This is a genomic window from Candidatus Symbiobacter mobilis CR, from assembly GCF_000477435.1.
GTDB lineage: Bacteria > Pseudomonadota > Gammaproteobacteria > Burkholderiales > Burkholderiaceae_C > Rhodoferax > Rhodoferax mobilis.
Window position 1 is genome coordinate 155373 of sequence record NC_022576.1, and the last position, 24386, is coordinate 179758.

Sequence of the window (24386 nt, forward strand, 5' to 3'; positions counted from 1 at the left end):
AGGCTGCACGTCATATATTTGTTAATACGGTGATTGATATTAGTTTTGAAATAGAAAATTCTGCTTTGCAAGTCGTGATGCTTTGGTTTCGAGGGGGCGAATAGCTGCGTGGCGAACACCGCCATGGAAGTAACAAATACTAATCAAATACCAATCGTTGCGCTACGGTGCCAAGAACCTGGGGCTTCAGTCCCGGCGAATCAGCACTAGCCCTTTGAGGTATTCCCCTTCGGGAAAGGCCGTGCTGATGGGGTGATCGGCCCCAGCGCCCAGACGTTCGACGATCAGGCATTCGACACCAGCATCGGCGCTGGCGCTGGCGACGATCTTGTGGAACAGCTCGACGCCGATGCCGCTGGAGCAACTGAAGCCGAACAGCACGCCCTGGGGGCGCAGGAGCTGGAAGGCGATGCGGTGGATATCCTTGTAGGCCCGTGCGGCTTTGTCGGCGTGGCGCACTGTGGGGGCGAACTTCGGGGGGTCGAGGACGATGGCGTCAAACCGGCGCCTGGCATCAAGGAACCGGCGCATCGTGGTGTTGACGTCTGCCTCGATCCATGTGCAGCGGTCTTCCGCAAAGCTGTTGCGGCGAATGTTGTCCTGTGCCAGTGCGAGCGCTTCGCCGCTGGAGTCGACCGAGGTCACGTGCCGTGCGCCCCCGTGTAGCGCAGCAACGGTGAACCCGCCGGTGTAGCAGTAGGTGTTGAGCACGTCGTCGAATCCGCGCAGCCGGGCGTATTGGGCGAAGCGAAGGCGGTTGTTGCGCTGGTCGATGTAGTACCCCGTCTTGTGCCCGGTGGCGATGTCCAGGGCCATCGTCCAGCCGTGTTCTCGAATCACGTGGGTCGTCCCCGTGCCCCCACGCAACCATCCGGTGCAGGGTGGCAGGCCTTCCAGGGCGCGGTTGCTGGTGTCGCTGCGTTCGTATAGGTCATGCAGCCCTGTTGATGCGAGCAGTGCGTCGGCAATGGCGTCTTTCCATCGCTCGGCGCCTGCCGAAAGGAACTGCGCGACGAGCACGCTGCCGTAGCGGTCGACGACCAGCCCGGGCAGTCCATCCGATTCGCCGTGAATCAGGCGCACAGCATCACTTTCGCTGTCGATGCCCAGCCGTTGCCGGGCAGTGATGGCGTGTTGGCACAGCGTAGGGAAATAGGGCGCGTCGATGCGGGCGGATTCGTCGAAGCTCCATACCCTGGCGCGAATCTGCGAATGTGGGCTGTATGCCGCCCATGCGAGGAAACGCCCATCGTGGGCTACGACGCGCACCGTTTCGCCCATCCCGGCATCACCACGCGCAATGGCGGAGGCAAAAATCCAAGGGTGTTTGCGCTGGAGCGAACGTTCTTTTCCGGGGTGTAGGCGCAGCGTGTTCATCGCAAAATCGATTGTGGATGGGGTGGTAATGGTCAATTATCCATTGCCAGAAACAAAAAACAAAAAACCTAGTCGTTCGTCTGCATGTATTGCGAAAGTTTCTCGACTTGCAACCCGACCACTTCGGCAACTTGTTGCAAGGGCATCCCGTGTTGCAATAAGCGTTGCGCGACTTCGAGCTTCGCTTCCCATTTTCCTTCGGTCTTCCCTTCGATTTTTCCTTCTTCTTTTCCTATTTTTATCCCTTCTTCTTTTCCTATTTTTATCCCTTCTTCTTTACCTTCTTGGATCCCTTCCACCTTGCCTTCTCTGATCCCATTTGCATGTGCCAAGGCGATGGAGTCTTTTTGCAGGATGATGAAATCTTTGCGCTTGCTTTGCATGGCCAGTTCTTCTTGGGACAATCCAGCCTCGTTGGCAATGGTGAAGGCTTGCGAGAATGCAGGCAATTGTCCGAGTGTTTCTGGAATGTAGGCCAGGCTGCCTGCGTTTTGAATGAAATAAATCCATTTATCCACGATATCGACCAGTTCAGATTCTGTTTTGTGAAACTTGGGTAGTTCGATGAAGACAAGCTCGATATCGCCGTTGTACTGCACGAGCCGGTCTTTTTCAATCAATTGGAACGTGCTCAAATATTCGCTGTAGTCTTCAAACATCACAAAGTCCGTGATAGTCAGGGCGACCACAGGATTGAGCAGGTGATAATGTTCCCCCTTGATCAGTTGCGTGGAGTACGCCTTTGCGGCGTTGTAGAGCACGCGCTGTTCAAATCCTGGCACATTCAATACCTGCATTTCGATGATGACCGACGTGCCGTTGGACAACGTGGCCCGCACATCGACAAAGGTATCTTTCATTCCCTGGATCAGCGGGATCTGGTAGGGGTCGACGATAGTCAAGTCTTCGATAAATCCTTGATCATGAAACAAATCCAAGGAATTGAGAAAGCTCAACAGAATGTTTTTGGAGTTATCGCTACCAAAAACTTTTTTGAACGCATAGTCTGTTTTGACGTCGAGGAATTTCATAATATGACTGGAGATGTATGATAAGCCAGGATGCAATAGAGATAGAGCGTATACAAAATTGCCCCATCTTCATTATTGTGTAAGTAACCAAGCAGCTTCTCGAAGCCATCCTGAAACTCTCTTCGCCCAAGCAGTCGACTGAGGAATCTAGGTGAAAGGTTGGTTCTGGATAGTTGCTCGGAAAATCAATCGTGGATATATAGTGCAAAAAAGCCAAAATAACAAAATAAAAACCTAGTCGTTCGTCTGCATGTATTGCGAAAGTTGCTCGACTTGCAACCCGACCACTTCGGCAACTTGTTGCAAGGGCATCCCGTGTTGCAATAAGCGTTGCGCGACTTCGAGCTTCGCTTCCCATTTTCCTTCGGTCTTCCCTTCTTCTTTTCCTATTTTTATCCCTTCTTCTTTTCCTATTTTTATCCCTTCTTCTTTACCTTCTTGGATCCCTTCCACCTTGCCTTCTCTGATCCCATTTGCATGTGCTAAGGCGATGGAGTCTTTTTGCAGGATGATGAAATCTTTGCGCTTGCTTTGCATGGCCAGTTCTTCTTGGGACAATCCAGCCTCGTTGGCAATGGTGAAGGCTTGCGAGAATGCAGGCAATTGTCCGAGTGTTTCTGGAATGTAGGCCAGGCTGCCTGCGTTTTGAATGAAATAAATCCATTTATCCACGATATCGACCAGTTCAGATTCTGTTTTGTGAAACTTGGGTAGTTCGATGAAGACAAGCTCGATATCGCCGTTGTACTGCACGAGCCGGTCTTTTTCAATCAGTTGGAACGTGCTCAAATATTCGCTGTAGTCTTCAAACATCACAAAGTCCGTGATAGTCAGGGCGACCACAGGATTGAGCAGGTGATAATGTTCCCCCTTGATCAGTTGCGTGGAGTACGCCTTTGCGGCGTTGTAGAGCACGCGCTGTTCAAATCCTGGCACATTCAATACCTGCATTTCGATGATGACCGACGTGTCGTTGGACAACGTGGCCCGCACATCGACAAAGGTATCTTTCATTCCCTGGATCAGCGGGATCTGGTAGGGATCGACGATAGTCAAGTCTTCGATAAATCCTTGATCATGAAACAAATCTAAGGAATTGAGAAAGCTCAACAGAATGTTTTTGGAGTTATCGCTACCAAAAACTTTTTTGAACGCATAGTCTGTTTTGACGTCGAGGAATTTCATAATTTTATTGGCAATGTATTATGAGCGCGGATGCAATGAAGAAAAACCGAGTATGAAAAATGGCCGCGTTACGAAGGAAAGGAAAGTCTTCTTCCTTCAGAGCACAGCCGGGAACAGATTCGCTCCGATCTCGGAAAAGCCATCGCTACAATGGTTCGCACTTGTTGACCTCCCTGTGGTAATACTATGGCGTCTTCTCCCGCGAAGGTTTTTGGCAGCATCGTCGCAATGGTCACCCCGATGCTTGATGACGGTGGGGTCGATTACGCTGCGTTGCGGCGGCTCATCGACTGGCATGTAGAGCAAGGCACCCGCTGCATCGGCGTCGTCGGAACCACTGGCGAATCTCCCACTGTACGTGTCGAAGAGCATTGCGAGGTGATTCGCGTCGCAGTCGCGCAGGCGGCGGGCAGGGTGGGTGTCATGGCTGGTTGTGGCTCCAATTGCACTGCGGAAGCCATTGAATTGGCCCGCTATGCCAAAGAGGTGGGGGCAGATTGCCATCTGCAGGTCGTTCCGTACTACAACAAGCCGACGCAGGAAGGGCTATACCAGCACTTCCGCACCATTGCGGAGGCCGTCGATCTTCCCCTCTACCTCTACAACGTGCCTGGCAGGACTGTAGCGGAGCTGTCGATCGATACAGTATTGCGCCTTGCGCAGGTGCCGGGGGTAGTGGGGATCAAAGAGGCATCGGGGAATCTCGAGCGTGCCCAATGGCTGCTGCGTGATGCTCCGGAGGGTTTTGCCGTGTTGTCGGGCGACGACCCCACTGCCGTGGCGTTGATGCTGTGTGGAGGGCATGGCAACATCAGCGTGACGGCCAATGTCGTCCCCGCTCTGATGTCGCAGTTGTGCGATGCGGCCATGTCCGGCGATGTGCGCCGCGCCATGGCATTGCAGTATCGGCTTTTGCCTTTGCACCGTGCGTTGTTTCTGGAACCCAATCCCATCCCCGTCAAGTGGGCGATGTCTCGTCTTGGGTTGTGTGGGGCGGCGCTGAGGCTGCCGTTGTCGCCGCTGCATCGCACCCACCAAGACGTGTTGGAAGACGTGCTGCGCGGGTTGGATCTGCTCTGACGAGACAGCGCCGTGTTGCCACGGTCTGGTTGTCTGTTCCACTGCGTTCCCTATTTCTTTTATTGATCATCGAAGGTAGGCTGTGTTCATACGGTTGTTTGTGTTGGGTATCCATGTTGTGTGTATCGCCGTGTTGTCGGCATGTTCGGCGTTGCAAACCGACAAGGTGGACTATCGCAGTGCCACGCAGGCGCCACCGCTGGAGGTGCCGCCCGATTTGACCCGCCCTTCTACCCGGACACCCTATGTCGTTGGGGGGGCGGCTGTCACGGCCACAGGCTTTCTTGCAGGCCGGGCTTCTGCCCCGCAGGCGCCTGTGGGCGCCTTGGACCTTGGTACGGTGCGGATGGGGCGGGAGGGTAGCCAACGCTGGCTTTCCGTGGCGCTGCCTGCAAACAAGTTGTGGGATGACCTCAAGGATTTTTGGCAGGAGCACGGTTTTGTGCTGGTGACGGATCGTCCTGATCTGGGGATCATGGAAACCGATTGGGCCGAAAACCGCGCCAAACTTCCCCAAGATTTCCTGCGCAATGCACTCGGAAAAGTGCTTGATGGGCTGTATTCGACAGGAGAGCGTGACCGATTCCGTACTAGGCTAGAAGCCAATCCGCAGGGGGGAACGGACATCTTCATCACGCACCGTGGCATGGTCGAGGTCTATAGCACCGCGCAAAAGGACCAAACCGTCTGGCAACCCCGTGCTGCCGATCCGGAGCTGGAAGCGGAGTTTCTGCGTCGCTTCATGGTGCGGTTGGGGATGTCGGCAGAGCAGGCGCAAACAGCTTTGACGCCTGAGGTCATCGCAAAACAGGGTGGAGTGCGGGTTCGCGATGCGGAAGGCGCCGTGGTGTTGGAGATGGATGAAGACTTTGACAAGGCGTGGCGTCGGGTGGGGTTGACACTGGATCGCACCAATTTCACCGTTGAAGATCGTGACCGAGCAAAGGGGATTTACTACGTCCGGTATGTGGCGCCCAAGGCTGAGGGGAAGGATGCTGGGTTTTTCGGGAGCCTGTTCCGTTCCAAGCCCCTGCAACCCGAACCGCAGCAGTACCAAATCGTCGTCGCTGCCGAATCGCAACGCTGTGTGGTTTCCGTGTTGCGTGCGGATGGTTCGTCAGCCGCCATGGAAGATGCCCAGCGGATCATCGCCCTCCTCGCGCAAGATCTGCGCTGAGCAGTGGCCATGACGAATGCTGCGAGACGGCTGCTGGCCGGGCTGCTGGCGTGGTGCGTGTTGTCCTCTGCGGCAGCACTAGGGCCGACTTCCCCGGAGATTGCCGCCCGTTCCTATTTGTTGTTGGATCTGACGGCCAACGGGCAGGTTTTGGCAGCCCGGAACCCCGAAGCGCCGGTAGAGCCTGCGTCGCTAACCAAGCTCATGACGGCATACCTGGTTTTCGATGCATTGCGGGTGGGAACCATTCGTCTGCAGGATGTGTATCCGGTCAGTGAGCGGGCGTGGCAGATGCCGGGGTCTCGCATGTTCGTCGTGCCTGGAGCACGGGTTCCTGTGGAAGACTTGCTCAAGGGCATGATCGTCCAAAGTGGCAACGATGCTGCGGTGGTGTTGGCAGAAGGCGTTGCGGGCAGTGTGGAGCGATTTGTCGCGTTGATGAATGAGCAAGCCAAGTCGTTGGGGATGCGTTCCACGGCCTTTATGAATCCCGAAGGATTGACCACGCCGGGGCATACCACCACTGTCCGCGATCTGGCCGTGTTGGCAACCCGGTTGATCCAAGACTTTCCGCAGTACTTCCCTTTCTACGCAATACAGAAGTACCACTACCCTGGTACTCCCGCCGCCAACGATAGGAATCGCAATCTTTTGCTGTTTCGCGACCCGACCGTCGATGGACTCAAGACGGGTTACACCCAGGCAGCAGGATATTGCATGATTGCCACGGCGCGTCGGCCAGTCGCAAAGGGAAACTGGCCTCAGGGGCGCAGGCTGTTGTCGATCGTCGTCGGTGCCAGCAGCGAGGCAGCACGGGCCAATGAATCGCAAAAATTGTTGAATTGGGGGTATGCAGCATTCCAGCCAGTGCGCCTGTTTGATGCCAATCAGCCTGTGGTTACACCTGCCGTCTGGAAAGGAAAGGATTCCCAGGTTGCGTTGGGGTCGACTACTGCGATCGTCGTGGCGGTACCTGCTGGATCGCAATCGCAACTAGCTACCCAGGTGCTACGCAAAGATCCGTTGGTGGCGCCGATTGTCAAAGGGCAGCAGATTGCCACGTTGCAGGTACGCAGTACGGGGCGCAATGAAGAATTTCAGTTGGGAATTCCGCTCGTTGCATTGCATGCGGTCGAGGAAGCGGGATTGTTGGGCCGTGCGTGGGATGGCTTGCGGTTGTGGATTCGCTGAAGGGCGCGCCGGATAATGGCTGCGGCGGTGTGGAACAATGGCTAGTGTGTCGAGTGGGATGGATCGGTGGTCAATTCCGGTGGTGATATTGGTTTTTTCTTGGAGCGTGAGTTGTGGGTACTGCTTTAAGCGTGTTGTTGGTTGACGATGATGAATTCAGTCGCGATGTGCTCAAAGAGATGCTCGTTGCGCAGGGGGTCACGGATGTGCGCATGGCCGATAGCGGATTGAGCGCGCTGCAAACCTTGTCCACGCTGGCACATCAGCCGGATTTGATGATTTGTGACGTATTCATGCCCGATATGGATGGCATCGAATTCATGTCTGCCTTGGCCGCACGGAAATACCGGGGCGGGGTCGTGTTGGTCAGCGGTGTCAACATTGAAACCCTATCGATGGCACGCGATTTGGCCTCTGCCGCCGGGATCCAATTGCTGGGGTCTTTCGTCAAGCCCTTGCATCGTGAGGTGCTGGCTGAAGTGTTGGCAGGGCTGGGGCATTCCCGATAAGCTTGCCTCGGTTAGCCGCCATAAGCAATTAGGGCGACTAGGGCTGACTGCGGCGATTGGGGGTGATTGGGCATCGCGCCATCGCGACTTGCGTCGCTCCTACAACGGGGTGCAATGGGATGGGTGCAGGGTTCCCTGCTTCACCCCGCGCCTCAACCCGGTGTAGCGACCGTATCGTCCAGCTCGGGTGTTTCGGATTTGCTGAGCTTGGTCTTCAGCAAAGGCTGGATATCGAGCTTCACCTGGTCCATATCCTGCTCGTCCGCGTCCACAGTCACGCGCCCACCATCGGCTAGGCGGCCAAAGAGCAATTCGTCGGCCAGGGCCTTGCGGATGGTTTCCTGGATCAGCCGCTGCATAGGGCGTGCTCCCATCAGTGGATCGAAGCCTTTCTTCGCAAGGTGTTTGCGCAGGGCGTCCGTGAATGTGACCTCGACTTTTTTGTCTGCCAATTGCGCTTCGAGTTGCAGCAGGAATTTGTCGACTACGCGCAGCACCACGTTTTCGTCCAAGGGCTTGAAGCTGACGATGGCATCGAGCCGATTGCGAAATTCCGGGGTGAATGCACGCTTGATGTCGATCATCTCGTCGCCAGCCTCCCGCTTGCCCGTGAACCCGATGGCAGCGCGGTTCATGGTTTCGGCGCCTGCATTGGTCGTCATGATGAGGATCACGTTGCGGAAGTCAGCCTTGCGCCCATTGTTGTCCGTCAAGACACCGTAATCCATCACTTGCAGCAGGACGTTGAAAATGGCCGGATGGGCTTTTTCGATTTCGTCCAATAACAGCACGCAGTGCGGTTTTTTCGTGATGGATTCGGTCAGCAACCCACCCTGGTCAAACCCCACGTAGCCGGGGGGCGCGCCGATCAAGCGGCTCACAGCGTGCTGCTCCATGTATTCGCTCATGTCGAACCGGATGAGTTCGATGCCGAGGATGAGCGCAAGCTGTCGCGCAGCTTCGGTCTTGCCCACCCCGGTAGGCCCCGTGAACAGGAAGGCGCCGATGGGTTTGTCTGCTTTGCCCAGACCGGAGCGGGCCATCTTGACCGACGATGCCAGCATGTCCACGGCTTTGTCTTGGCCGAAGATGACGTTTTTGAGGTCGCGTTCCAGGGTGCGCAGCTTGCTACGGTCGTCCTGGGAGACGCTGGCGGGGGGAATGCGCGCAATCTTTGCGACGATCTCTTCGATTTCCGCTTTGCCAATAATTTTCTTGCGCTTGGAAGGGGCCAGGATGCGCTGGGCAGCTCCGGCTTCGTCGATGACGTCGATGGCTTTGTCGGGGAGGTGGCGATCATTGATGAATTTGGCGCTCAGTTCCGCAGCCGATTGCAGTGCAATGGCCGCGTAGCGCACGCTATGGTGTTCCTCAAAGCGGGATTTCAGCCCTTTGAGGATTTCGATGGTTTGCTCTACGGTTGGTTCACCGACTTCCACCCGCTGAAAGCGCCGGGCCAGTGCGGAGTCTTTCTCGAAAATCCCCCGGAATTCCTTGAACGTGGTCGCACCCACGCATTTGAGCTGGCCCGTGCTCAGCGCGGGCTTGAGCAGATTGGAAGCATCAAGGGTGCCGCCCGATGCGGCTCCAGCGCCAATAAGGGTATGAATCTCGTCGATGAATAGTACGGAATTGGGTCTGTCCTTGATGGTCTTGAGCACGCTCTTTAGCCGCTGCTCAAAGTCGCCCCGGTATTTGGTGCCGGCAAGGAGAGCGCCGATATCGAGTGCATAAACATTCGCGTCTGCCAGCACTTCCGGCACGTTTTTTTGGACGATACGCCAGGCCAAGCCTTCGACGATGGCGGTTTTGCCTACCCCAGCCTCGCCGACGAGCAGGGGGTTGTTTTTGCGGCGCCGACAAAGAGTCTGGATGACCCGCTCCACTTCCTGGTCACGTCCTATCAGGGGGTCGATCTTCCCGTCGCGGGCGAGCTGGTTGAGGTGCAGAGTGAATTGATCCAGCGCAGTTGCCTTATCGGCCTTATCGCTCGGAGCTTCTTCTTGGTCGGTCGGGCTATCGGCCGCTTTGGGTGCGTCGCCCGTCTCGGTTTTGCGGATGCCGTGGGCAATGTAATTGACGACGTCGATGCGCGTCACCCCCTGCTGATGCAGGTAGTAGACGGAGTGGGAATCTTTTTCCCCGAAGATGGCGACGAGCACGTTCGCGCCGAGCACCTCCTTCTTGCCATTCCCGACGGACTGCACATGCATGATGGCGCGCTGGATGACGCGCTGAAACCCCAGCGTGGGCTGGGTATCGGCATCCTCGCTAGTGGGGATTTGCGGGGTATTGTCGTGGATGAACGTTGCAAGCGAAAGGCGCAGATCATCGATATTGGCAGAACACGCACGCAGCACTTCGGAAGCGCTGGGGTTGTCCAGCAAAGCCAGCAACAGGTGTTCGACGGTGATGTACTGGTGCCTTTGTCTGCGTGCTTCGACAAATGCCATGTGCAGGCTGACTTCCAATTCTTGGGCGATCATGAAAACCTCGAACAAATAAAAAATGCGTACGCAAGGCTACGGAACCAATCTATGCAAAGGCTGGCCATCTGCAAAGATGCCCAGTCAGCATCGCTGTAGAAAGCGCCAACTATGCACTTCAAGGGCGGGTTAGCTGTCCGTAGGCTCACAGAGGCACTGTAGCGGATGCCCAGACTGTCGGGCAATCGACAAAACCTGTTCCACTTTGGTTGCAGCGATGTCGTAGGGGTAGATGCCGCATACGCCACGCCCTTCGTTATGCACCTGCAGCATGATGCGGGTGGCCGTTTCCAGATCCTTGCAAAACAGTTCCTGTAGTACGACGACGACGAATTCCATCGGCGTGTAGTCGTCATTGAGCAGGACGACCTGGTACATCGGCGGTGGCGCAACAGTCTTGCGCCTTGGCTCCGTCACTGCGACGGATTCAGCCTCGATAGCGCTTTGCGACTTGCCTCGACCGGGCGGGGAAGGGTCAGTCATGGCAAAGATTCTAGCGAGTGACTATCTGGCTGCGCCATGAGGCTTGGATAGGCATGGAATGGAGTGCAACCCGCATTCCCTCAACGCAGGAGCGCATCCCATATCGCACGTGCCTTATCGGCAACGTCCTGCGGCATGGCGAGCGGCTTTCCCCATTCGCGGGCTGTTTCCCCCGGCCATTTGTTGGTTGCGTCGATGCCCATCTTGCTCCCGAGTCCACTGACCGGGGAGGCAAAGTCCAGGTAGTCAATGGGAGTGTGTTCGACGAGTTGGACATCCCGTGCCGGGTCGACCCTCGTGGTGATGGCCCATACGACTTCTTTCCAGGTACGGGGGTCGATATCTTCATCGACGACGACGATGAATTTCGTGTACAGGAATTGCCGCAGGGTTCCCCAGATTCCGAACATGATTCGCCGTGCGTGGCCGGGGTAGGACTTGCGAATCTGTACCACGGCAAGGCGGTAGCTGCATCCTTCCGGTGGGAGAAAGAAGTCCGTGATCTCCGGGAATTGGCGTTGCAGCAGGGGGATGAATACCTCGTTGAGCGCCAGGGCCAGCATGGCCGGCTCGTCGGGGGGTTTGCCGGTGTAGGTGGAGTGGTAGATCGGCTCGCGACGGGTTGTCATCCGTTCCACCGTCAGCACCGGGAACCAGTCCTGCTCGTTGTAGTAGCCGGTATGGTCGCCATAAGGGCCTTCGAGCGCATGGGCAAAGCCGGTAGGGTGCGTGGGGTCAGCGGCGATGTGGCCTTCCAGCACGATTTCCGCCCATGCAGGAACCTGGAGCGGGCAGCCGATGGCATCGACGACTTCGGTGCGGCTGCCTCGTAGCAGGCCGGCGAATTGGTATTCGGACAGGGAATCCGGGATGGGCGTGACCGCTGCCAAAGTGGTTGCGGGGTCTGCACCCAGCACCACGCAGACAGGGTAAGGCACGCCAGGATGGAGGGCAGCGTGTTCGCGGAAGTCGAGTGCACCGCCGCGATGCGGAAGCCAGCGCAGGATGAGATGGTTGCGGTCGAGGACTTGCTGGCGGTATACCCCCAGGTTTTGTCGAGCCTTGTGCGGGCCGCGTGTGACGACCAAGCCCCAGGTGATCAGAGGGGCGACATCCCCGGGCCAGCAGTGCTGGATGGGCAACTGGCCCAGATCGACATCCGCGCCTTCCCGAATCACTTCGTGGCAAGGCGCAGTGCGTACTTCCTTGGGAGCCATGTTCCATAGGCTTTTCACGAGGGAATGCGCCGAGAGCCATTCCTTCCATCCATGCGGCGCCGTGGGTTCCTTGAGGTCGGCCAGCGCTTGCCCCCATTGGCGTAGCTCGCGCATGTCCCGCACGCCCATGGCCATGGCGATGCGGTGCGTGCTGCCAAAAAGATTGCCCACGACAGGGATATCAAACCCCGTGGGTCGTTCAAAAACCAGGGCAGGGCCGTCTTTGTGGAGCGCCAGTGCGCATACCGCCGTCATTTCCAGATGCGGGGAGACAGGCTGGGAGATGCGCCGCAGCCCTCCACATTCTTCAAGCTGAGTCAGAAAGCTGCGCAGATCGCGGTAGGACATTGCAGGACAAAAAAAGAATCAGAAGAATCAGAGAAGTCAGCGAATCTGGGGGCGCCAGGGACGGGCAGTCGCCAGCCCCAACAGCGCCAATACCCGTTCGACCGAGTGCCCGACCAGTTCGTCGATAGAGCTGGGGCAGTGGTAGAACGCGGGCATGGGCGGGAAAACGATGCCTCCCATTTCCGTGACGCTCACCATATTGCGCAGGTGTCCGAGGTGCAGGGGGGCTTCCCGCACCATCAGCACAAGGCGGCGCCGTTCCTTGAGGGTCACGTCTGCCGCCCGGGTGATGAGGTTGTCGCAACTGGACATCGCGATGGCGCTAAGGGTACGCATGGAACAGGGAGCCACCACCATGCCGTGGCAGGGAAAGGACCCACTGGCGATGCTGGCGCCCACATCCTGCACGCCATGCACGGTATTTGCGAGGGCGAGCAGGGATTCCCGGGACATGCCGAGTTCCTGTTGTACTGTCATCCAACCGGGTTCGGATACGACGAGGTGCGTGTGTACTCCTGTCATGCCGTGCAGCACTTGCAGCAATCGCTGCCCGTACACGGCTCCGCTCGCGCCCGTGATGGCCACGATCAGGTGCAAGGCAGAGTCTGGGGAACAGGGGGGATGGAGATCCATCGAAAAATGAACACTGGTTGGACATCCTGCCCAGCAGGGCGGTACGTCGTGTTCCCGGCCTGCATGCCGGTTCTGGATTGTTGCTAGGAACCTATTCCAGTAGGGCTGCGCCATCGCATTGCACGCGGTGGCGGTGCTCGAAATCCTCATGTACTGTCAGTACATTCCGGTTCCTGCGCTCCGGCGCCACGCACACTGCTTCGGCTCGCCTGCCTACTGAAGTTGGTTCTAGGCTGGTGGAAAGGCTAATGCGGATGCTTGGCTTCGCAGGGCATGCAGTGCCGAGGTGACCATTGCGGACGCCATAGGGGGAGGTCGAGTGCATCAAGGGTGTTTTTGACCAGCAACCCCAGCTCGGTATCTCCCTCCATCGAAAGGTGTCGGCGGAAAAAGAGGGTATCCGGATCTTCCTGACGTAACGCGAGCTGGAGGAAGTGCCCCAGACTGGCACGGATCGTCAAATCCACCTTGCCGCCAGCAGGGCACGGAACGAATCGATGATCCAGCCACTGAAAATCGAAGACCCACCGAGCGTCATCGACACCAATGCGCAAGGGTCTGCCCTGCAGGGCTTGCGTCACATCACGTGGTAGGTGTCTGGCCAAGACGGTATTGAGGGCGGTCACCAAGAACAGGGTGCCAGGGTAGGTGGGAAACACCCCGAGAATTTTGCCCAGTGGTGTGGGGATCAGAAAGTCGGGCAGGCGTAGGAAAGACGGGGATGGAAACATGGTGAAGCAATGCGTTGTGGTGGAAAGAGGGGCCAATGCGATGGAGCAGGGCAGGGTGAAAGTGCTAGAGGATTGTGCCGCGCTTGTGCGTAGGGGACTTTGCCACGTTGAGGATGGGTGGAGCTTGCCAAGGCTTTGTGGGGGCATGGCAGGAAGGGGCGAACGATGGCGAATGGTCCTTTTTGTACTGACCTTGGCGATAGTAGGCTGGCCAGTGCTGGCTGTGGAGGTGCGGGACGATCGTGGTGTGCTGGTCGATGTCCCGCATCCGCCGGTTCGTATCGTCAGCCTGTTGCCAGCCTTAACGGAAACTGTATGTGCTCTCGGCGCCTGCCATCGTCTGGTCGCCGTCGATCAGGATTCGAACTTTCCGGAGTCGGCGCGTACCTTGCAGCGTGTGGGCAATGGACGATTCCCGGACCCCGAAGCCATCGTCGGGCAACGTCCAGACTTGGTGCTCGTATCTCCGGTCGCCTTGGTGGCGAATCGGCTGGAAACATTGGGGTTGCGGGTGCTGGCATTCGATCCGCAAACACATCGGGACGTGCATCGTGTGTTGCAGGTATTGGGTTCGGTGCTCGGTGTACCACACGCCGAGCGGGTGTGGGCTGCGATGCAGTCTGCCGTGCGCGATGCAAAAAACGCTTTGCCCGAATGGAAGCGCCCTCAGCGCGTGTATCTGGAGGTCGATCCGTCGGGCTTCGCAGCGGGGGAGGCATCCTTCATTGGCGAGACCCTGACTTTGCTGGGGGTCGACAACATCGTTCCTGCCAAGCTCGGTGCCTTTCCCAAACTCAACCCGGAATATGTATTGCGGGCGGATCCTGATGTGCTGATTCTGGGGTACCGCAGCCTAGGCAATCTGGGGGATAGGCCAGGTTGGCGACGCATGCGCGCCGTGGGGAAAAACAGGGTGTGTACGCTGACTGGGGAAGACCTCGATGTCGTGGTGCGCCCTGGTCCCCGGTTGGGAGAGGGAGCGCAGGTGTTGGCAAGGTGCCTGCTGCGCCACACAGCGGGTGGGGAGGGTCAGGGTAGCCTTGGTAGCCCATGAATCTGCCACGAATGCCTTGCGTACACTGGCCGACGATGCCACGCTTGCCACTACCCGAAGCCAATGTCGGCGCTAGTGCTTCCTTGCATAAGTCTGCGTTACTCCGAAAAGCGTTGGGGGCTTGCAGGATGAGGCGCAAAGCGCAGCAATAGCCATGCTATTGCGAGCATTTGCAACGACGTCATGCAAGATTCCCAACGCTTTGAAAGTAGCAAGATTTATGCAAGGAAGTGCTAGACATGGGTTGCGATGCCATGCACTGGCGGTGGCGTTGGTGGCTGGCACCATCGTGGCTTTCGCACTGGCTGTCGTCGTGGGCGTGGAGGGCTGGCAAGGTGGGGCGACCTGGTGGGACGACCCCTTCACGCGGCAGATCGTCTGGGAGATTCGGCTTCCCCGCACGATGGGTGCCTGGCTTGCCGGGGCCTTGCTGGGCTTGGCGGGCATGGTGGCACAGGGGTTGTTCCGCAATCCCCTGGCAGATCCCTATCTGTTGGGCAGCGCTTCGGGAGCAGCCTTGGGGGTCGTGCTGGTTTTGAGTACTTTCGGCATGTCCCCAGTCCTCAGCGAATGGGCGCCAGCCTTGGGGGTGACTGGCGCTGCATTTTTGGGGGGTGTCATCGCTGTATTGCTGACGGTAGCTCTGGCCGCTGGTGTGCAGGACACTTTGCGACTGCTGCTGGCTGGCGTGGTGGTGAGTACGGTACTGGGGGCTGTGGTATCGATGGTCACGCTGCGGCATCCGGGGTTGTTGGCGTATGTGCAGACCTATTTGTTGGGCAGCACGGCACTGGTCGGATGGGTAGGGGTCGTGCTGATGATGATCGTCTGGGCTTGCGCTATCGCGGTCGTTGTGTCCACGGGCCTGGCGCTCGATGCCTTGGGGATGGGCGAAGACACCGCCCGGAGTCTGGGGCTGCCAGTGAGCCAAGTGCGGGTCGTCTTGATTCTGATCTTGGGCCTGACTACGGGGACAGCCGTGGCCCAAACGGGGATCATTGCCTTTGTGGGGCTGGCTGCCGCACACATGGTGCGCAGCGTTGTGCCGGTGCGCCATGCGGCGTTGGCGGTGCTTTCCAGCCTGGCAGGGGGGGTGTTGTTGGCTTGGACGGATTTGCTGGCGCGCTGTGTGGCAGTGCCCAGCGAGTGGCCAGTGGGCGTGGTCACGGCCTTTCTGGGTGGGTGCTACCTTCTGGGAGTTCTCCATCTCGGCAAGAGCACAGGCAGGGGCGCACTGTGATCGCTGGTGAATCCCATGTGATGGCGATCGAGGGGATGGAGTGCAGGCGTGGCAGCAGGATCATCTTGCAGGGAGTCCATCTCACGATCCCCGCAGGGCAATGGACGGTGATCGTGGGACGGAATGGCGCGGGCAAGTCCACTTTGCTGCGCGTGCTGGCAGGGCTGCTGCCGTATCGTGGGCAGGTGCAGTTGCGCGGGGAGGAACTGCGAGACATTCCCGATCGGGAGCGTGCCCTGCGGCTTTCCTGGATGGGACAGGACGAGCCGATTCCCCTGGCAATGCATGCCTACGATGTCGTGATGCTGGGCCGAACACCCTACATCGGCTGGTGGTCAGTACCCACAGCAGCCGATAGGGAGGCAGTGGAAATGGCGATGTGCGCCACACAGACCTGGGAATGGCGCGACAAAGGGATGTATGCACTCTCGCGCGGGGAGCAGCAACGGGTATTGCTGGCACGGGTGCAGGCCGCAGGCACAGACTTGGTGCTGCTAGACGAACCGTTGGTGCATCTGGATCACCATCAGCAGCGGCGCTGGATTCAGTGGGTGGAGAGCCTGGTAGCACGGGGTGTGAGCGTCGTCAGTGTGCTGCACGAGCTGAGCGTGGCCTTGCGTTCGCATTCGATGATCGTGCTCGGTGCAGGGCAGGTATTGCATAGCGGCGCGAGTGCTGCGCGCAGTACGCATCAAGCCCTGGAAGCCGCATTCGATGGGGAGATTCGCGTACAGCGTTGCGATGGCAGGCTTGCAGCATTGCTGGACTGATGTATGCCCCTTCTTGGCAGGAGGGTAGGAGTTGTGCGGGCGGTGTTTGTCAAGAAAGATGTCCGCTTTTTTCACTCAGGCACTCTCGCTTCTGAGGAGCGCCCGATGTTCTTTGGGTGGATTCAGCCACACTGTTCCAACAGGTGACCAATTCCGCACCGCTCGGCTCTTCCACCGTTGTGGTCTGGCCGCCTTGGCTTGTTCATACACCTTGCTGCGGGTTGCGAGCAGCTCCTGGTCCATCCGCCGGTGCCTTTGCTCTGGCGTGACGAACCGTATCCCGCTGTGCCGGTGTTCGTTGTTGTACCAGGTCACAAATCCCAGTACCCACTCCCGCGCTTGATCCAACGTCTCAAATGGCTTGGCTGGATATTTCGGGCAGTACTTCATCGTCCGAAACAAACTCTCCGAGTACGGGTTGTCATCGCTCACCGATGGGCGGCTGAATGATGGCATCACCCCCAGCTTCTGCAACATACCCAGCATCGTCACTCCTTTCATCGGGCTTCCGTTGTCCGAGTGCAGCACCAGTTGTTCCCGCGTGATCTCATGCACCATGCACGCCTTCTCGATCAGGATCGCAGCGTGCTGTGCCGTTTCCTCACAATGCACTTCCCAGCCCATGATCTTCCGGCTGTATACGTCCACAGCCATGTACAGCCGGTAGAACTCCCCTTTCACCAGTGTCGGCATGTACGTGATGTCCCACGTCCACACACGATTCGGGCTACTTGCCTCCCATGCCTGTGGCCGCTGCGTCTGCTTCGGTGCCCGCGCTCGACCTCGTCGGTTGCACTGCCCTGCTTCCCTCAGCACTCGATAAAACGTCGATTCCGATGCAAGATACCTCCCACGATCCGCCAGTATCGGAACGATCTGCGACGGCGGCAGGCTCCCAAATTCCGCGCTGTTGCACACATCCAGTACCTCCTGCTTCTCCTCTGCCGTCAACGCTTGGGGATGAATGCGCTCCTGCGCCGCTTCCATGCGTCGGTCGCTAAGCACTCCCTCTTTGCGCAACTGTTCCCGCCATCGCCGAAGGGTACGGCACGTTATCTCCAGCACTGCGCAGGCTCGGCTCTCACGTGCTCCTTGCTGGCACGCTTCCTTGATCAGGTCTATGGCCATCTGTTTCAGCTCCGAGGTGATCAGTCTTCCTCTTTGCTGCCCCAGATGGCCTGGACTTTTTTTGACAGCACCAGCAGTGCAGCCGCCTCCGCCAATGCTTTGTCCTTGCGCTTCAGCTCCTTTTCCAGGTGCCTGACCTTCTTGCGCTCCGCTCCAATATCCCCTGCATTGACAGGGCCTCGCATACTGTCCGCCTCTTCAAACACCTGCTCCCATGCCTGTAGGTGCTCTGGGTACAGCCCATTTTGTCGGCAGTACTCGGACTTCTCCGCCTCGTTCATCGCCACCGTCTTCAGCACCGCAGCCGCCTTCGCTTTCCAGTCCCAGCCTTGCGGGTCTTCTGGCTTCGCGGGTACTACGTGACCTTGTGATCGGTATCGATTCCGCCATGCGTACAAGGTGGGCGCTGAAACGCCCGTCTCTTGGCTGATCTTCGCAATGCTTTGGCTGTTCGGTGGCATCATCTTGCGTGCTATCTGTTCCTGAAATTCCAGGCTGTATCTCGTCATCTCGGTGTCCTTCTCCGCCCCCGGGCTACTCAATTTATCGGACATCTACTGTGACATAGGGGGCGGGTGCGGTGGGGGAAGAAGGGCTGGTGGGAGAGGGAGGCTGCTATGACTTTTCTGATTCAGGGCGTCTGTGCAAAGTCATGGCAGGTATTGGAAATGGGCGACAGGTGTAAGAAACTGTGGAAATTGGGGGCATAAAAAAAGGGCCAGCAGTGTTATGAAACTGCTGGCCCTACTCATTGGGCTGGTTGCGCGGGGAGGATTTGAACCTCCGACCTCTGGGTTATGAGCCCAACGAGCTACCAGACTGCTCCACCGCGCGCCAATTTCTAAGATTCTACACGAAAAAAACTCTTACAGAGCTTGTAGCGTGGTGTATGCACATCAATCATGCCCATCGAATTTGACAAAATTTTTTGTTGAAGTTTGTATGACAGATCCAACCAATACAAACTGCTTATATGCGCACTACTTGACCAAGTCTACTGTGGACGTACCCACAGCGATACCATTTTTCTCGGTACTATCACCATCTTGATGTTGAAGCTGACTCATTTGCTCTCTTCCTACAAACTCAATCAAAGCCATAGGCGCTGCATCACCTAGACGGCACTCCAACTTGTAAATGCGCGTATACCCGCCTGGGCGGTGCAAAAAAAACGGCCCCAATTTGTCAAACAACTCTACTACCGAAGCACGCGAGCGCAACCTTGCAAAAGCTGTTCTGCGGTTATGTACAGTAGGTTTCTTGGCAAGAGTAACCATAGGCTCAATGACTCGGCGTAGCTCCTTGGCTTTCGGCAGGGTCGTACGAATTGCATGGTGCTCGATCAATGCATTCATCAGATTTTTGAGCAGTGCCTTCCTGTGCGCGGAAGTGCGATTCAGTTTGCGAAGTCCGTGGGCGTGACGCATGGGAGAATCCAGCTAAAAGTAAAAACTAAATGAAAAAGTGCAAGCCAAATCAAACGTTTTTTCAAAAGTGTTTGATTTGATAAATAAAAACATATAAGGTGATTTGCTCAGCGCTTATCCAAAGAAACCGGTGGCCAATTCTCTAGCTTGACTCCAAGCGTCAATCCCTTGGATGCGAGAATCTCCTTGATTTCGTTGAGTGACTTCCGCCCCAAATTGGGCATTTTCAGCAACTCACTCTCCGATCTCTGAATCAGATCACCAATGTAGTAAATATTTTCTGCTTTGAGGCAATTTGCAGAACGAACTGTGAGTTCCAACTCATCAACCGGACGCAAAAGTATAGGATCAAATTGGGTCGACGAACGTGATGAAGAAGAAACCAGCGCATCTACATCAGCACCATCAAGTTGTGCAAAAACAGCAAGCTGATCGATGAGAATCTTGGCCGAACTGCGAATTGCTTCTTCAGCAGTGATGATCCCGTTTGTTTCAATATCAAGAATGAGTTTATCGAGATCTGTGCGTTGTTCTACACGAGCACTCTCCACTGTATAACTCACCTTGCGGACTGGAGAATACGATGCATCTAAAACAATATGACCTATCGAGCGGGCACTTTCTTCCCCCCAATGACGTACATTTCCCGGAACATATCCACGGCCAGACTGTACTTTAATCTGCATGTCGATCTTCCCCCCTGTAGCCAAATGCGCTATGACATGCTCAGGGTTGAGTACTTCGACATCATGGGGAAGAACAATGTCCGCAGCCGTAATTTCTCCGTCTGTATCTTTCCGAAGCACCAAAGTTACTTCATTACGACCATGCAGTTTAAACACTACACCTTTGAGATTCAGCAAAATATTGACGACATCTTCATGGACACCATCAATTGCAGAGAACTCATGCAATACACCTGCTATGGTTACTTCAGTCGGTGCATATCCAGTCATCGAAGACAATAGAATTCTACGCAGTGCATTCCCTAATGTATGCCCATAACCACGCTCAAAGGGCTCCAGCGTTACCTTGGCCCTTACCTTGGATATTTGCTCGATGGCAATAGACTTTGGTTTCAACAAACTACTGAGCATGAAAATTCCTCTCAACGTACCAGCACATTCATTCTAAACGACCTGGTAGTTCCACGGAGAATGACCCATCGTCCAAATGCTATATAGGACTATGGGTTCCCTGAAATATTACCGGGAATACAACTCCACAATCAGGGACTCATTCACATCAGAAGCAAATTCATCCCGCTCTGGAACACTTTTGAATGTGCCGGTCAATTTATCTGGTTGTACATCCACCCAGGAAGGCCACCCTACCTGTTGCGCTAATTGCAGAGCTTCCGAAATTCTGGTCTGCTTGGCTGATTTTTGACGAACCGACACGACATCGCCTGGCTTAACGAGCATGGATGGAATCGTTGCTTTTGTACCATTAAGCTCAATAGCGCGATGTGAGACCAATTGTCTGGCTTCTGCTCTCGTGGAACCGAAACCCATTCTATAAACAACATTATCGAGCCTGGATTCAAGTATAGTCAAAAGGTTAAGCCCTGTATTGCCTTTGCGACGACTTGCTTCCAGAAAATACATCCGAAATTGCTTTTCCAGCAATCCGTACATCCGCTTGACCTTCTGCTTCTCACGAAGCTGCTGACCATAATCAGAGGTTCTTGCACCGGAAATTCTGCCATGTTGACCTGGCTTGGAATTCATCTTCGCCTTGTCGTGAATCGACCGGCGCGCACTTTTTAAAAATAGATCCGTGCCTTCACGGCGGGACAACTTTGCTACCGGGCCAATGTATCTTGCCACTTGTCAGTCCTTTTCAACAATATATAGGAACACATGCACTTGGTTTTTCTTGCTACAACGATTTTCTGCAAGATGTAACGCCAAGTTGTTACTGTGAACTTTAGATACGGCGCCTTTTCTGAGGCCTACACCCATTGTGAGGAACTGGTGTGACATCCGAAATCGAGCTGATTTTAATACCGAGGGCCGCCAGCGCACGAACCGATGATTCTCTCCCTGGTCCAGGTCCTTTGATCTCTACATCCAAAGCCTTGATGCCTTGTTCCATCGCTGCTCTACCTGCCGCCTCGGATGCAACTTGCGCTGCAAAGGGCGTCGATTTTCTAGACCCTTTGAAGCCCTGTCCACCTGAAGAAGCCCAGGATAAAGCATTACCTTGCCTGTCGGCAATGGTAACTATAGTGTTGTTAAACGAGGCATGAACATGCGCAATGCCTTCAGTAACATTTTTTCGTACTTTCTTACGAACTCTCTGCGCCGGATTGTGTGATTGAGCTTTAGCCATGGGTCTCACCTCAGTTTACTTTTTGAGTGCAGCAGCAGCTTTTCTCGGACCTTTTCGAGTTCTGGCATTCGTTCTCGTTCTTTGTCCTCGTACAGGCAATCCTCTACGGTGACGAAAACCGCGATAGCACCCAATATCTTGCAATCGCTTGATATTCATCGCAGTTTCACGACGCAAATCACCCTCGATAGTAAATTTGACTACCTGGTCACGGAGTTTCTCTAATTCAGAATCCGTGAGATCCCTCACTTTTCGCGAATAGGGAATTTCACAGAGATCACAAATAACTTGTGCCCTACTGCGACCAATGCCATAGATGGCCGTCAAGCCAATCTCTGCATGCTGATGTGGGGGAATATTGATTCCAGCAATCCGTGCCATCGTGATAAACCTTGCTTACTGTGAAAAGTCTAACTTTGCTTAATGAAAGATTGAAATTTGTTCCCGATCAGTATTATTGCCAGGAATGTACTGTGAAAACTATGTGAACACCAAGATAATCACACAATTATCCTTGACGCTGTTTGTGGCGTACTTCTTTGCAAATGACACGTACAACCCCTTTTCGTTTGATAATTTTACAATTCCTACAAATCTTTTTTACAGATGCTGCAACTTTCATAACTACTCCAATACATTAATTACAATCTATTTTGACCTGAAAACAATTCTCGCCTTAGAAAGATCATAAGGTGTCAACTCTACAGTCACCTTATCTCCTGGCAATATTCTTATGTAATGCATCCGCATTTTTCCTGAAATATGACCTAAGACAATGTGACCATTTTCTAGTTTGACACGAAACGTTGCATTGGGAAGATTTTCAAGAATTTCCCCTTGCATTTGAATCACATCATTCTTTGCCATCCGCGTCACACCCCTTTAAAGTTGGCTTTTTTCAGTAGCGATTCATATTGTTGGGTAAGCAGATAATTCTGCACCTGTGCCATGAAGTCCATGGTTACTACAACAATGATTAATAATGAAGTACCACCAAAATAGAAGGGTACGTTGTACTTGAGAATAAGAAACTCTGGCAATAAACAGATTAACGTGATGTATATTGCACCAGCAAAAGTCAACCGCAACAGAATTTTATCAATGTAGCGCATAGTTTGCTCACCAGGACGAATCCCAGGAATGAAAGCTCCACTTCGCTTCAAGTTGTCAGCGGTTTCTTTGGAGTTGAACACCAGCGCGGTATAGAAAAAACAGAAGAAAATGATCGCTGCAGCATACAGTGCAACATAGACAGGTTGCCCAGGTGTCAGTGCGCCAGCAATATTTTTCAACCAATTCATAGATTCACCTGCGCTAAACCATCCTACGACAGTTGCAGGTAATAATATGATTGATGAAGCAAATATGGGAGGGATGACCCCAGACATATTTAACTTCAGAGGCAAATGCGATGCCTTACCACCAAAAACTTTATTTCCAACCTGCTTGCGTGCGTAATGCACCAATATCTTTCTCTGCCCTCTCTCAACAAATACAACAAAATACGTGACCACCAATACCAGACCAATAATAAACATGGAAGCCAGTATTGACATTGCGCCAGTACGAACTAACTCCAGCAATCCACCTATGGCATTGGGCAATCCAGCAGCAATTCCAGAGAAAATCAGTATGGATATACCATTACCTAAACCCCTTTCGGTAATCTGTTCACCCAACCACATCAAGAAAATGGTGCCAGCAGATAAAGTGACTACTGCTGTAAACTGGAAAGCAGCGCCTGGAGAGACAACGAGGCCTGGGGAACTTTGCAGCGCTACCGCTATACCCCATGCTTGAAAAATTGCCAACCCAAGCGTGCCATAACGTGTGTACTGAGTGATTTTCCTTCTACCAGACTCACCTTCTTTTCGAAGCTGCTCCACTGCTGGAACCACATATCCCATTAACTGCATAATGATCGATGCCGAAATATACGGCATGATACCCAATGCAAAAATGGTGAACCTCGAGAGCGCACCTCCAGAGAACATATTAAACATTCCCAGGATGCCACCTTGCTGATCCTGGAAAAAACGCTGTAGTTGCACTGGATCTATCCCAGGCACCGGTATGTGGGCACCGATGCGGTAGACAACGAGTGCCATCAGCAAGAAATACAGGCGCTTTTTCAAGTCACCGTATTTATTTTTACTGAGCCCTGTACTGGGTGTAACGTTCACGAACAATATGCCTGCAAGTATTAGTCAGGATTACTCCAGAGATAACGTGCTACATCAATTGTACCGATGCAGCATCATTACCCTGGCAAAGGCATTCTTTGTATTTACTGAAAAGTTCCACCAAACGATTCAACAAGAATGCGGACGGCAGCAGATGCAGCTATACCTCGAAAATGCAATCGCTTTGTCGTCGTTCCTGACATGATGACTTTGACAACCTTGGCGTTGCGCCGTACCAATCCCTCTCTTTGGAGAGTTGCTACGTCAATCTCTGTGTAGGATAGTGAATCAATCATTCCAATAGTCACTTCGGCATTGGTGGCCAGTAACGAGGATCGGAATCCACGCTTTGGCAGCCTTCTGTACAAAGGCATTTGTCCACCTTCAAAACCAACCTTGTGGTATCCACCTGCACGCGATTTTTGTCCTTTGTGACCTCTGCCTGCAGTTTTACCGAAACCACTTCCGATTCCTCTTCCCACTCTTTTGCGGGAAGGACGAGACCCATCAGACGGCTGCAAATCATGGAGCTTCACGATTTCACCTCTTCCACTTTAATCAAATACCGAACAGTTTCAATCATTCCACGTATTGACGGCGTATCTTGTAGTACCTTGGTGCTTTGCAGTTTGCGCAAGCCCAATCCACGCACGGTTGCACGGTGATCGGCTCTGCAACCGATGACGCTACGAACCAACTTTACTTTTAACATGTCTGTACTCTAGACTGAATTTGCATTTCGTTCCAGCCACATACGCAAAGGGGCACTTACCATCTTTGCACTATTTCGTGACTTGGGTAC

26 protein-coding genes and 1 tRNA gene are annotated in these 24386 nt (G+C 54.7%); 7 read left to right on the plus strand and 20 right to left on the minus strand.

The window, feature by feature from the left end:
- Nucleotides 1-186 precede the first annotated feature (186 nt).
- From CENROD_RS00665 to CENROD_RS00675, 3 genes are all read right to left on the minus strand, one after another.
- Complete coding sequence (locus tag CENROD_RS00665) at nt 187-1377, minus strand: class I SAM-dependent rRNA methyltransferase (protein ID WP_022771126.1); 1191 nt, start codon at nt 1375-1377, stop codon at nt 187-189.
- A gap of 68 nt (nt 1378-1445) precedes the next feature.
- Nucleotides 1446-2408, minus strand: coding sequence for an Rpn family recombination-promoting nuclease/putative transposase (locus CENROD_RS00670; protein ID WP_022771127.1), 963 nt, complete (start codon nt 2406-2408; stop codon nt 1446-1448).
- A gap of 234 nt (nt 2409-2642) precedes the next feature.
- Nucleotides 2643-3593, minus strand: coding sequence for an Rpn family recombination-promoting nuclease/putative transposase (locus tag CENROD_RS00675; RefSeq protein WP_022771128.1), 951 nt, complete (start codon nt 3591-3593; stop codon nt 2643-2645).
- A 186-nt stretch (nt 3594-3779) separates the two neighbouring features.
- Here CENROD_RS00675 and dapA point away from each other — a divergent pair, with 186 nt between their 5' ends.
- From dapA to CENROD_RS00695, 4 genes are all read left to right on the plus strand, one after another.
- Nucleotides 3780-4673: a 4-hydroxy-tetrahydrodipicolinate synthase gene (gene dapA / locus CENROD_RS00680; protein WP_022771129.1), complete on the plus strand. Its 894-nt coding sequence runs from the start codon at nt 3780-3782 to the stop codon at nt 4671-4673.
- An 82-nt stretch (nt 4674-4755) separates the two neighbouring features.
- The gene (bamC, locus tag CENROD_RS00685) at nt 4756-5850 is read left to right on the plus strand and encodes an outer membrane protein assembly factor BamC (RefSeq protein WP_041193151.1); all 1095 of its coding nucleotides are present in this window, start codon (nt 4756-4758) and stop codon (nt 5848-5850) included.
- Nucleotides 5851-5859: 9 nt separating this feature from the next.
- Nucleotides 5860-7041, plus strand: coding sequence for a D-alanyl-D-alanine carboxypeptidase family protein (locus tag CENROD_RS00690; protein ID WP_022771131.1), 1182 nt, complete (start codon nt 5860-5862; stop codon nt 7039-7041).
- Between the two features lie 113 nt (nt 7042-7154).
- A complete protein-coding gene (locus CENROD_RS00695; RefSeq protein ID WP_022771132.1) occupies nt 7155-7550 on the plus strand; it encodes a response regulator in 396 nt (131 codons plus the stop codon).
- A 152-nt stretch (nt 7551-7702) separates the two neighbouring features.
- Here CENROD_RS00695 and clpA read toward each other — a convergent pair whose 3' ends face one another.
- From clpA to ubiT, 5 genes are all read right to left on the minus strand, one after another.
- The gene (gene clpA / locus CENROD_RS00700; protein ID WP_022771133.1) at nt 7703-10036 is read right to left on the minus strand and encodes an ATP-dependent Clp protease ATP-binding subunit ClpA; all 2334 of its coding nucleotides are present in this window, start codon (nt 10034-10036) and stop codon (nt 7703-7705) included.
- Between the two features lie 129 nt (nt 10037-10165).
- Nucleotides 10166-10519, minus strand: coding sequence for an ATP-dependent Clp protease adapter ClpS (gene clpS, locus CENROD_RS00705; protein ID WP_022771134.1), 354 nt, complete (start codon nt 10517-10519; stop codon nt 10166-10168).
- 80 nt (nt 10520-10599) lie between these two features.
- Complete coding sequence (locus tag CENROD_RS00710) at nt 10600-12084, minus strand: UbiD family decarboxylase (RefSeq protein ID WP_022771135.1); 1485 nt, start codon at nt 12082-12084, stop codon at nt 10600-10602.
- A 36-nt stretch (nt 12085-12120) separates the two neighbouring features.
- A complete protein-coding gene (locus CENROD_RS00715; protein ID WP_022771136.1) occupies nt 12121-12717 on the minus strand; it encodes a UbiX family flavin prenyltransferase in 597 nt (198 codons plus the stop codon).
- A 245-nt stretch (nt 12718-12962) separates the two neighbouring features.
- Nucleotides 12963-13448 (minus strand): ubiquinone anaerobic biosynthesis accessory factor UbiT, encoded by a 486-nt coding sequence (gene ubiT, locus CENROD_RS00720; protein WP_022771137.1) that lies wholly within the window; start codon nt 13446-13448, stop codon nt 12963-12965.
- A 172-nt stretch (nt 13449-13620) separates the two neighbouring features.
- Here ubiT and CENROD_RS00725 point away from each other — a divergent pair, with 172 nt between their 5' ends.
- From CENROD_RS00725 to CENROD_RS00735, 3 genes are all read left to right on the plus strand, one after another.
- Entirely contained in the window at nt 13621-14502 is an 882-nt protein-coding gene (locus tag CENROD_RS00725; protein WP_041193152.1) for an ABC transporter substrate-binding protein, read from the plus strand.
- Nucleotides 14503-14722: 220 nt separating this feature from the next.
- Nucleotides 14723-15742 (plus strand): FecCD family ABC transporter permease, encoded by a 1020-nt coding sequence (locus tag CENROD_RS00730; protein WP_022771139.1) that lies wholly within the window; start codon nt 14723-14725, stop codon nt 15740-15742.
- Entirely contained in the window at nt 15739-16512 is a 774-nt protein-coding gene (locus tag CENROD_RS00735; protein ID WP_238551795.1) for an ABC transporter ATP-binding protein, read from the plus strand. The genes CENROD_RS00730 and CENROD_RS00735 overlap by 4 nt, the downstream gene beginning before the upstream one ends.
- Nucleotides 16513-16587: 75 nt before the next feature.
- Here CENROD_RS00735 and CENROD_RS00740 read toward each other — a convergent pair.
- The 12 genes from CENROD_RS00740 to rpmD form a co-directional block, all read right to left on the minus strand.
- Nucleotides 16588-18194, minus strand: a protein-coding gene (locus CENROD_RS00740) for an IS3 family transposase (protein ID WP_420795891.1) whose coding sequence is annotated in 2 segments (ribosomal slippage) — nt 16588-17696 and nt 17696-18194 — 1608 coding nt in all. Because the reading frame shifts where the segments join, the coding sequence is not laid out codon by codon here.
- A gap of 203 nt (nt 18195-18397) precedes the next feature.
- Nucleotides 18398-18474 (minus strand) — tRNA-Met (locus CENROD_RS00750).
- Between the two features lie 146 nt (nt 18475-18620).
- Entirely contained in the window at nt 18621-19067 is a 447-nt protein-coding gene (rplQ, locus tag CENROD_RS00755) for a 50S ribosomal protein L17 (protein ID WP_022771143.1), read from the minus strand.
- Between the two features lie 107 nt (nt 19068-19174).
- A complete protein-coding gene (locus CENROD_RS00760; protein ID WP_022771144.1) occupies nt 19175-20164 on the minus strand; it encodes a DNA-directed RNA polymerase subunit alpha in 990 nt (329 codons plus the stop codon).
- A 108-nt stretch (nt 20165-20272) separates the two neighbouring features.
- On the minus strand, nt 20273-20896 hold the full coding sequence (rpsD, locus tag CENROD_RS00765; RefSeq protein ID WP_022771145.1) for a 30S ribosomal protein S4: 624 nt from the start codon (nt 20894-20896) through the stop codon (nt 20273-20275).
- A 100-nt stretch (nt 20897-20996) separates the two neighbouring features.
- On the minus strand, nt 20997-21401 hold the full coding sequence (gene rpsK / locus CENROD_RS00770) for a 30S ribosomal protein S11 (RefSeq protein ID WP_022771146.1): 405 nt from the start codon (nt 21399-21401) through the stop codon (nt 20997-20999).
- 15 nt (nt 21402-21416) lie between these two features.
- Nucleotides 21417-21782, minus strand: coding sequence for a 30S ribosomal protein S13 (gene rpsM, locus CENROD_RS00775; protein WP_022771147.1), 366 nt, complete (start codon nt 21780-21782; stop codon nt 21417-21419).
- Nucleotides 21783-21909: 127 nt separating this feature from the next.
- On the minus strand, nt 21910-22023 hold the full coding sequence (gene rpmJ / locus CENROD_RS12890; RefSeq protein WP_081699775.1) for a 50S ribosomal protein L36: 114 nt from the start codon (nt 22021-22023) through the stop codon (nt 21910-21912).
- Between the two features lie 26 nt (nt 22024-22049).
- Nucleotides 22050-22268, minus strand: coding sequence for a translation initiation factor IF-1 (gene infA, locus CENROD_RS12895; protein ID WP_022771148.1), 219 nt, complete (start codon nt 22266-22268; stop codon nt 22050-22052).
- A gap of 5 nt (nt 22269-22273) precedes the next feature.
- Nucleotides 22274-23584, minus strand: a complete 1311-nt coding sequence (gene secY, locus CENROD_RS00780) for a preprotein translocase subunit SecY (RefSeq protein ID WP_022771149.1) — start codon at nt 23582-23584, stop codon at nt 22274-22276.
- Nucleotides 23585-23688: 104 nt separating this feature from the next.
- Nucleotides 23689-24120: a 50S ribosomal protein L15 gene (gene rplO / locus CENROD_RS00785; protein ID WP_022771150.1), complete on the minus strand. Its 432-nt coding sequence runs from the start codon at nt 24118-24120 to the stop codon at nt 23689-23691.
- Nucleotides 24117-24296 (minus strand): 50S ribosomal protein L30, encoded by a 180-nt coding sequence (gene rpmD / locus CENROD_RS12900; protein ID WP_022771151.1) that lies wholly within the window; start codon nt 24294-24296, stop codon nt 24117-24119. The genes rplO and rpmD overlap by 4 nt, the downstream gene beginning before the upstream one ends.
- Nucleotides 24297-24386: the final 90 nt, after the last annotated feature.

Bases quoted from the DNA above. Each gene is read 5' to 3' on its own strand.
- CENROD_RS00665 (WP_022771126.1), bottom strand. From the start codon at position 1,377: ATGAACACGCTGCGCCTACACCCCGGAAAAGAACGTTCGCTCCAGCGC.
- CENROD_RS00670 (WP_022771127.1), bottom strand. From the start codon at position 2,408: ATGAAATTCCTCGACGTCAAAACAGACTATGCGTTCAAAAAAGTTTTT.
- CENROD_RS00675 (WP_022771128.1), bottom strand. From the start codon at position 3,593: ATGAAATTCCTCGACGTCAAAACAGACTATGCGTTCAAAAAAGTTTTT.
- dapA (WP_022771129.1), top strand. From the start codon at position 3,780: ATGGCGTCTTCTCCCGCGAAGGTTTTTGGCAGCATCGTCGCAATGGTC.
- CENROD_RS00690 (WP_022771131.1), top strand. From the start codon at position 5,860: ATGACGAATGCTGCGAGACGGCTGCTGGCCGGGCTGCTGGCGTGGTGC.
- clpA (WP_022771133.1), bottom strand. From the start codon at position 10,036: ATGATCGCCCAAGAATTGGAAGTCAGCCTGCACATGGCATTTGTCGAA.
- clpS (WP_022771134.1), bottom strand. From the start codon at position 10,519: ATGACTGACCCTTCCCCGCCCGGTCGAGGCAAGTCGCAAAGCGCTATC.
- CENROD_RS00710 (WP_022771135.1), bottom strand. From the start codon at position 12,084: ATGTCCTACCGCGATCTGCGCAGCTTTCTGACTCAGCTTGAAGAATGT.
- CENROD_RS00715 (WP_022771136.1), bottom strand. From the start codon at position 12,717: ATGGATCTCCATCCCCCCTGTTCCCCAGACTCTGCCTTGCACCTGATC.
- ubiT (WP_022771137.1), bottom strand. From the start codon at position 13,448: ATGTTTCCATCCCCGTCTTTCCTACGCCTGCCCGACTTTCTGATCCCC.
- CENROD_RS00725 (WP_041193152.1), top strand. From the start codon at position 13,621: ATGGTCCTTTTTGTACTGACCTTGGCGATAGTAGGCTGGCCAGTGCTG.
- CENROD_RS00730 (WP_022771139.1), top strand. From the start codon at position 14,723: ATGCAAGGAAGTGCTAGACATGGGTTGCGATGCCATGCACTGGCGGTG.
- rplQ (WP_022771143.1), bottom strand. From the start codon at position 19,067: ATGCGTCACGCCCACGGACTTCGCAAACTGAATCGCACTTCCGCGCAC.
- CENROD_RS00760 (WP_022771144.1), bottom strand. From the start codon at position 20,164: ATGCTCAGTAGTTTGTTGAAACCAAAGTCTATTGCCATCGAGCAAATA.
- rpsK (WP_022771146.1), bottom strand. From the start codon at position 21,401: ATGGCTAAAGCTCAATCACACAATCCGGCGCAGAGAGTTCGTAAGAAA.
- rpsM (WP_022771147.1), bottom strand. From the start codon at position 21,782: ATGGCACGGATTGCTGGAATCAATATTCCCCCACATCAGCATGCAGAG.
- rpmJ (WP_081699775.1), bottom strand. From the start codon at position 22,023: ATGAAAGTTGCAGCATCTGTAAAAAAGATTTGTAGGAATTGTAAAATT.
- infA (WP_022771148.1), bottom strand. From the start codon at position 22,268: ATGGCAAAGAATGATGTGATTCAAATGCAAGGGGAAATTCTTGAAAAT.
- rpmD (WP_022771151.1), bottom strand. From the start codon at position 24,296: ATGTTAAAAGTAAAGTTGGTTCGTAGCGTCATCGGTTGCAGAGCCGAT.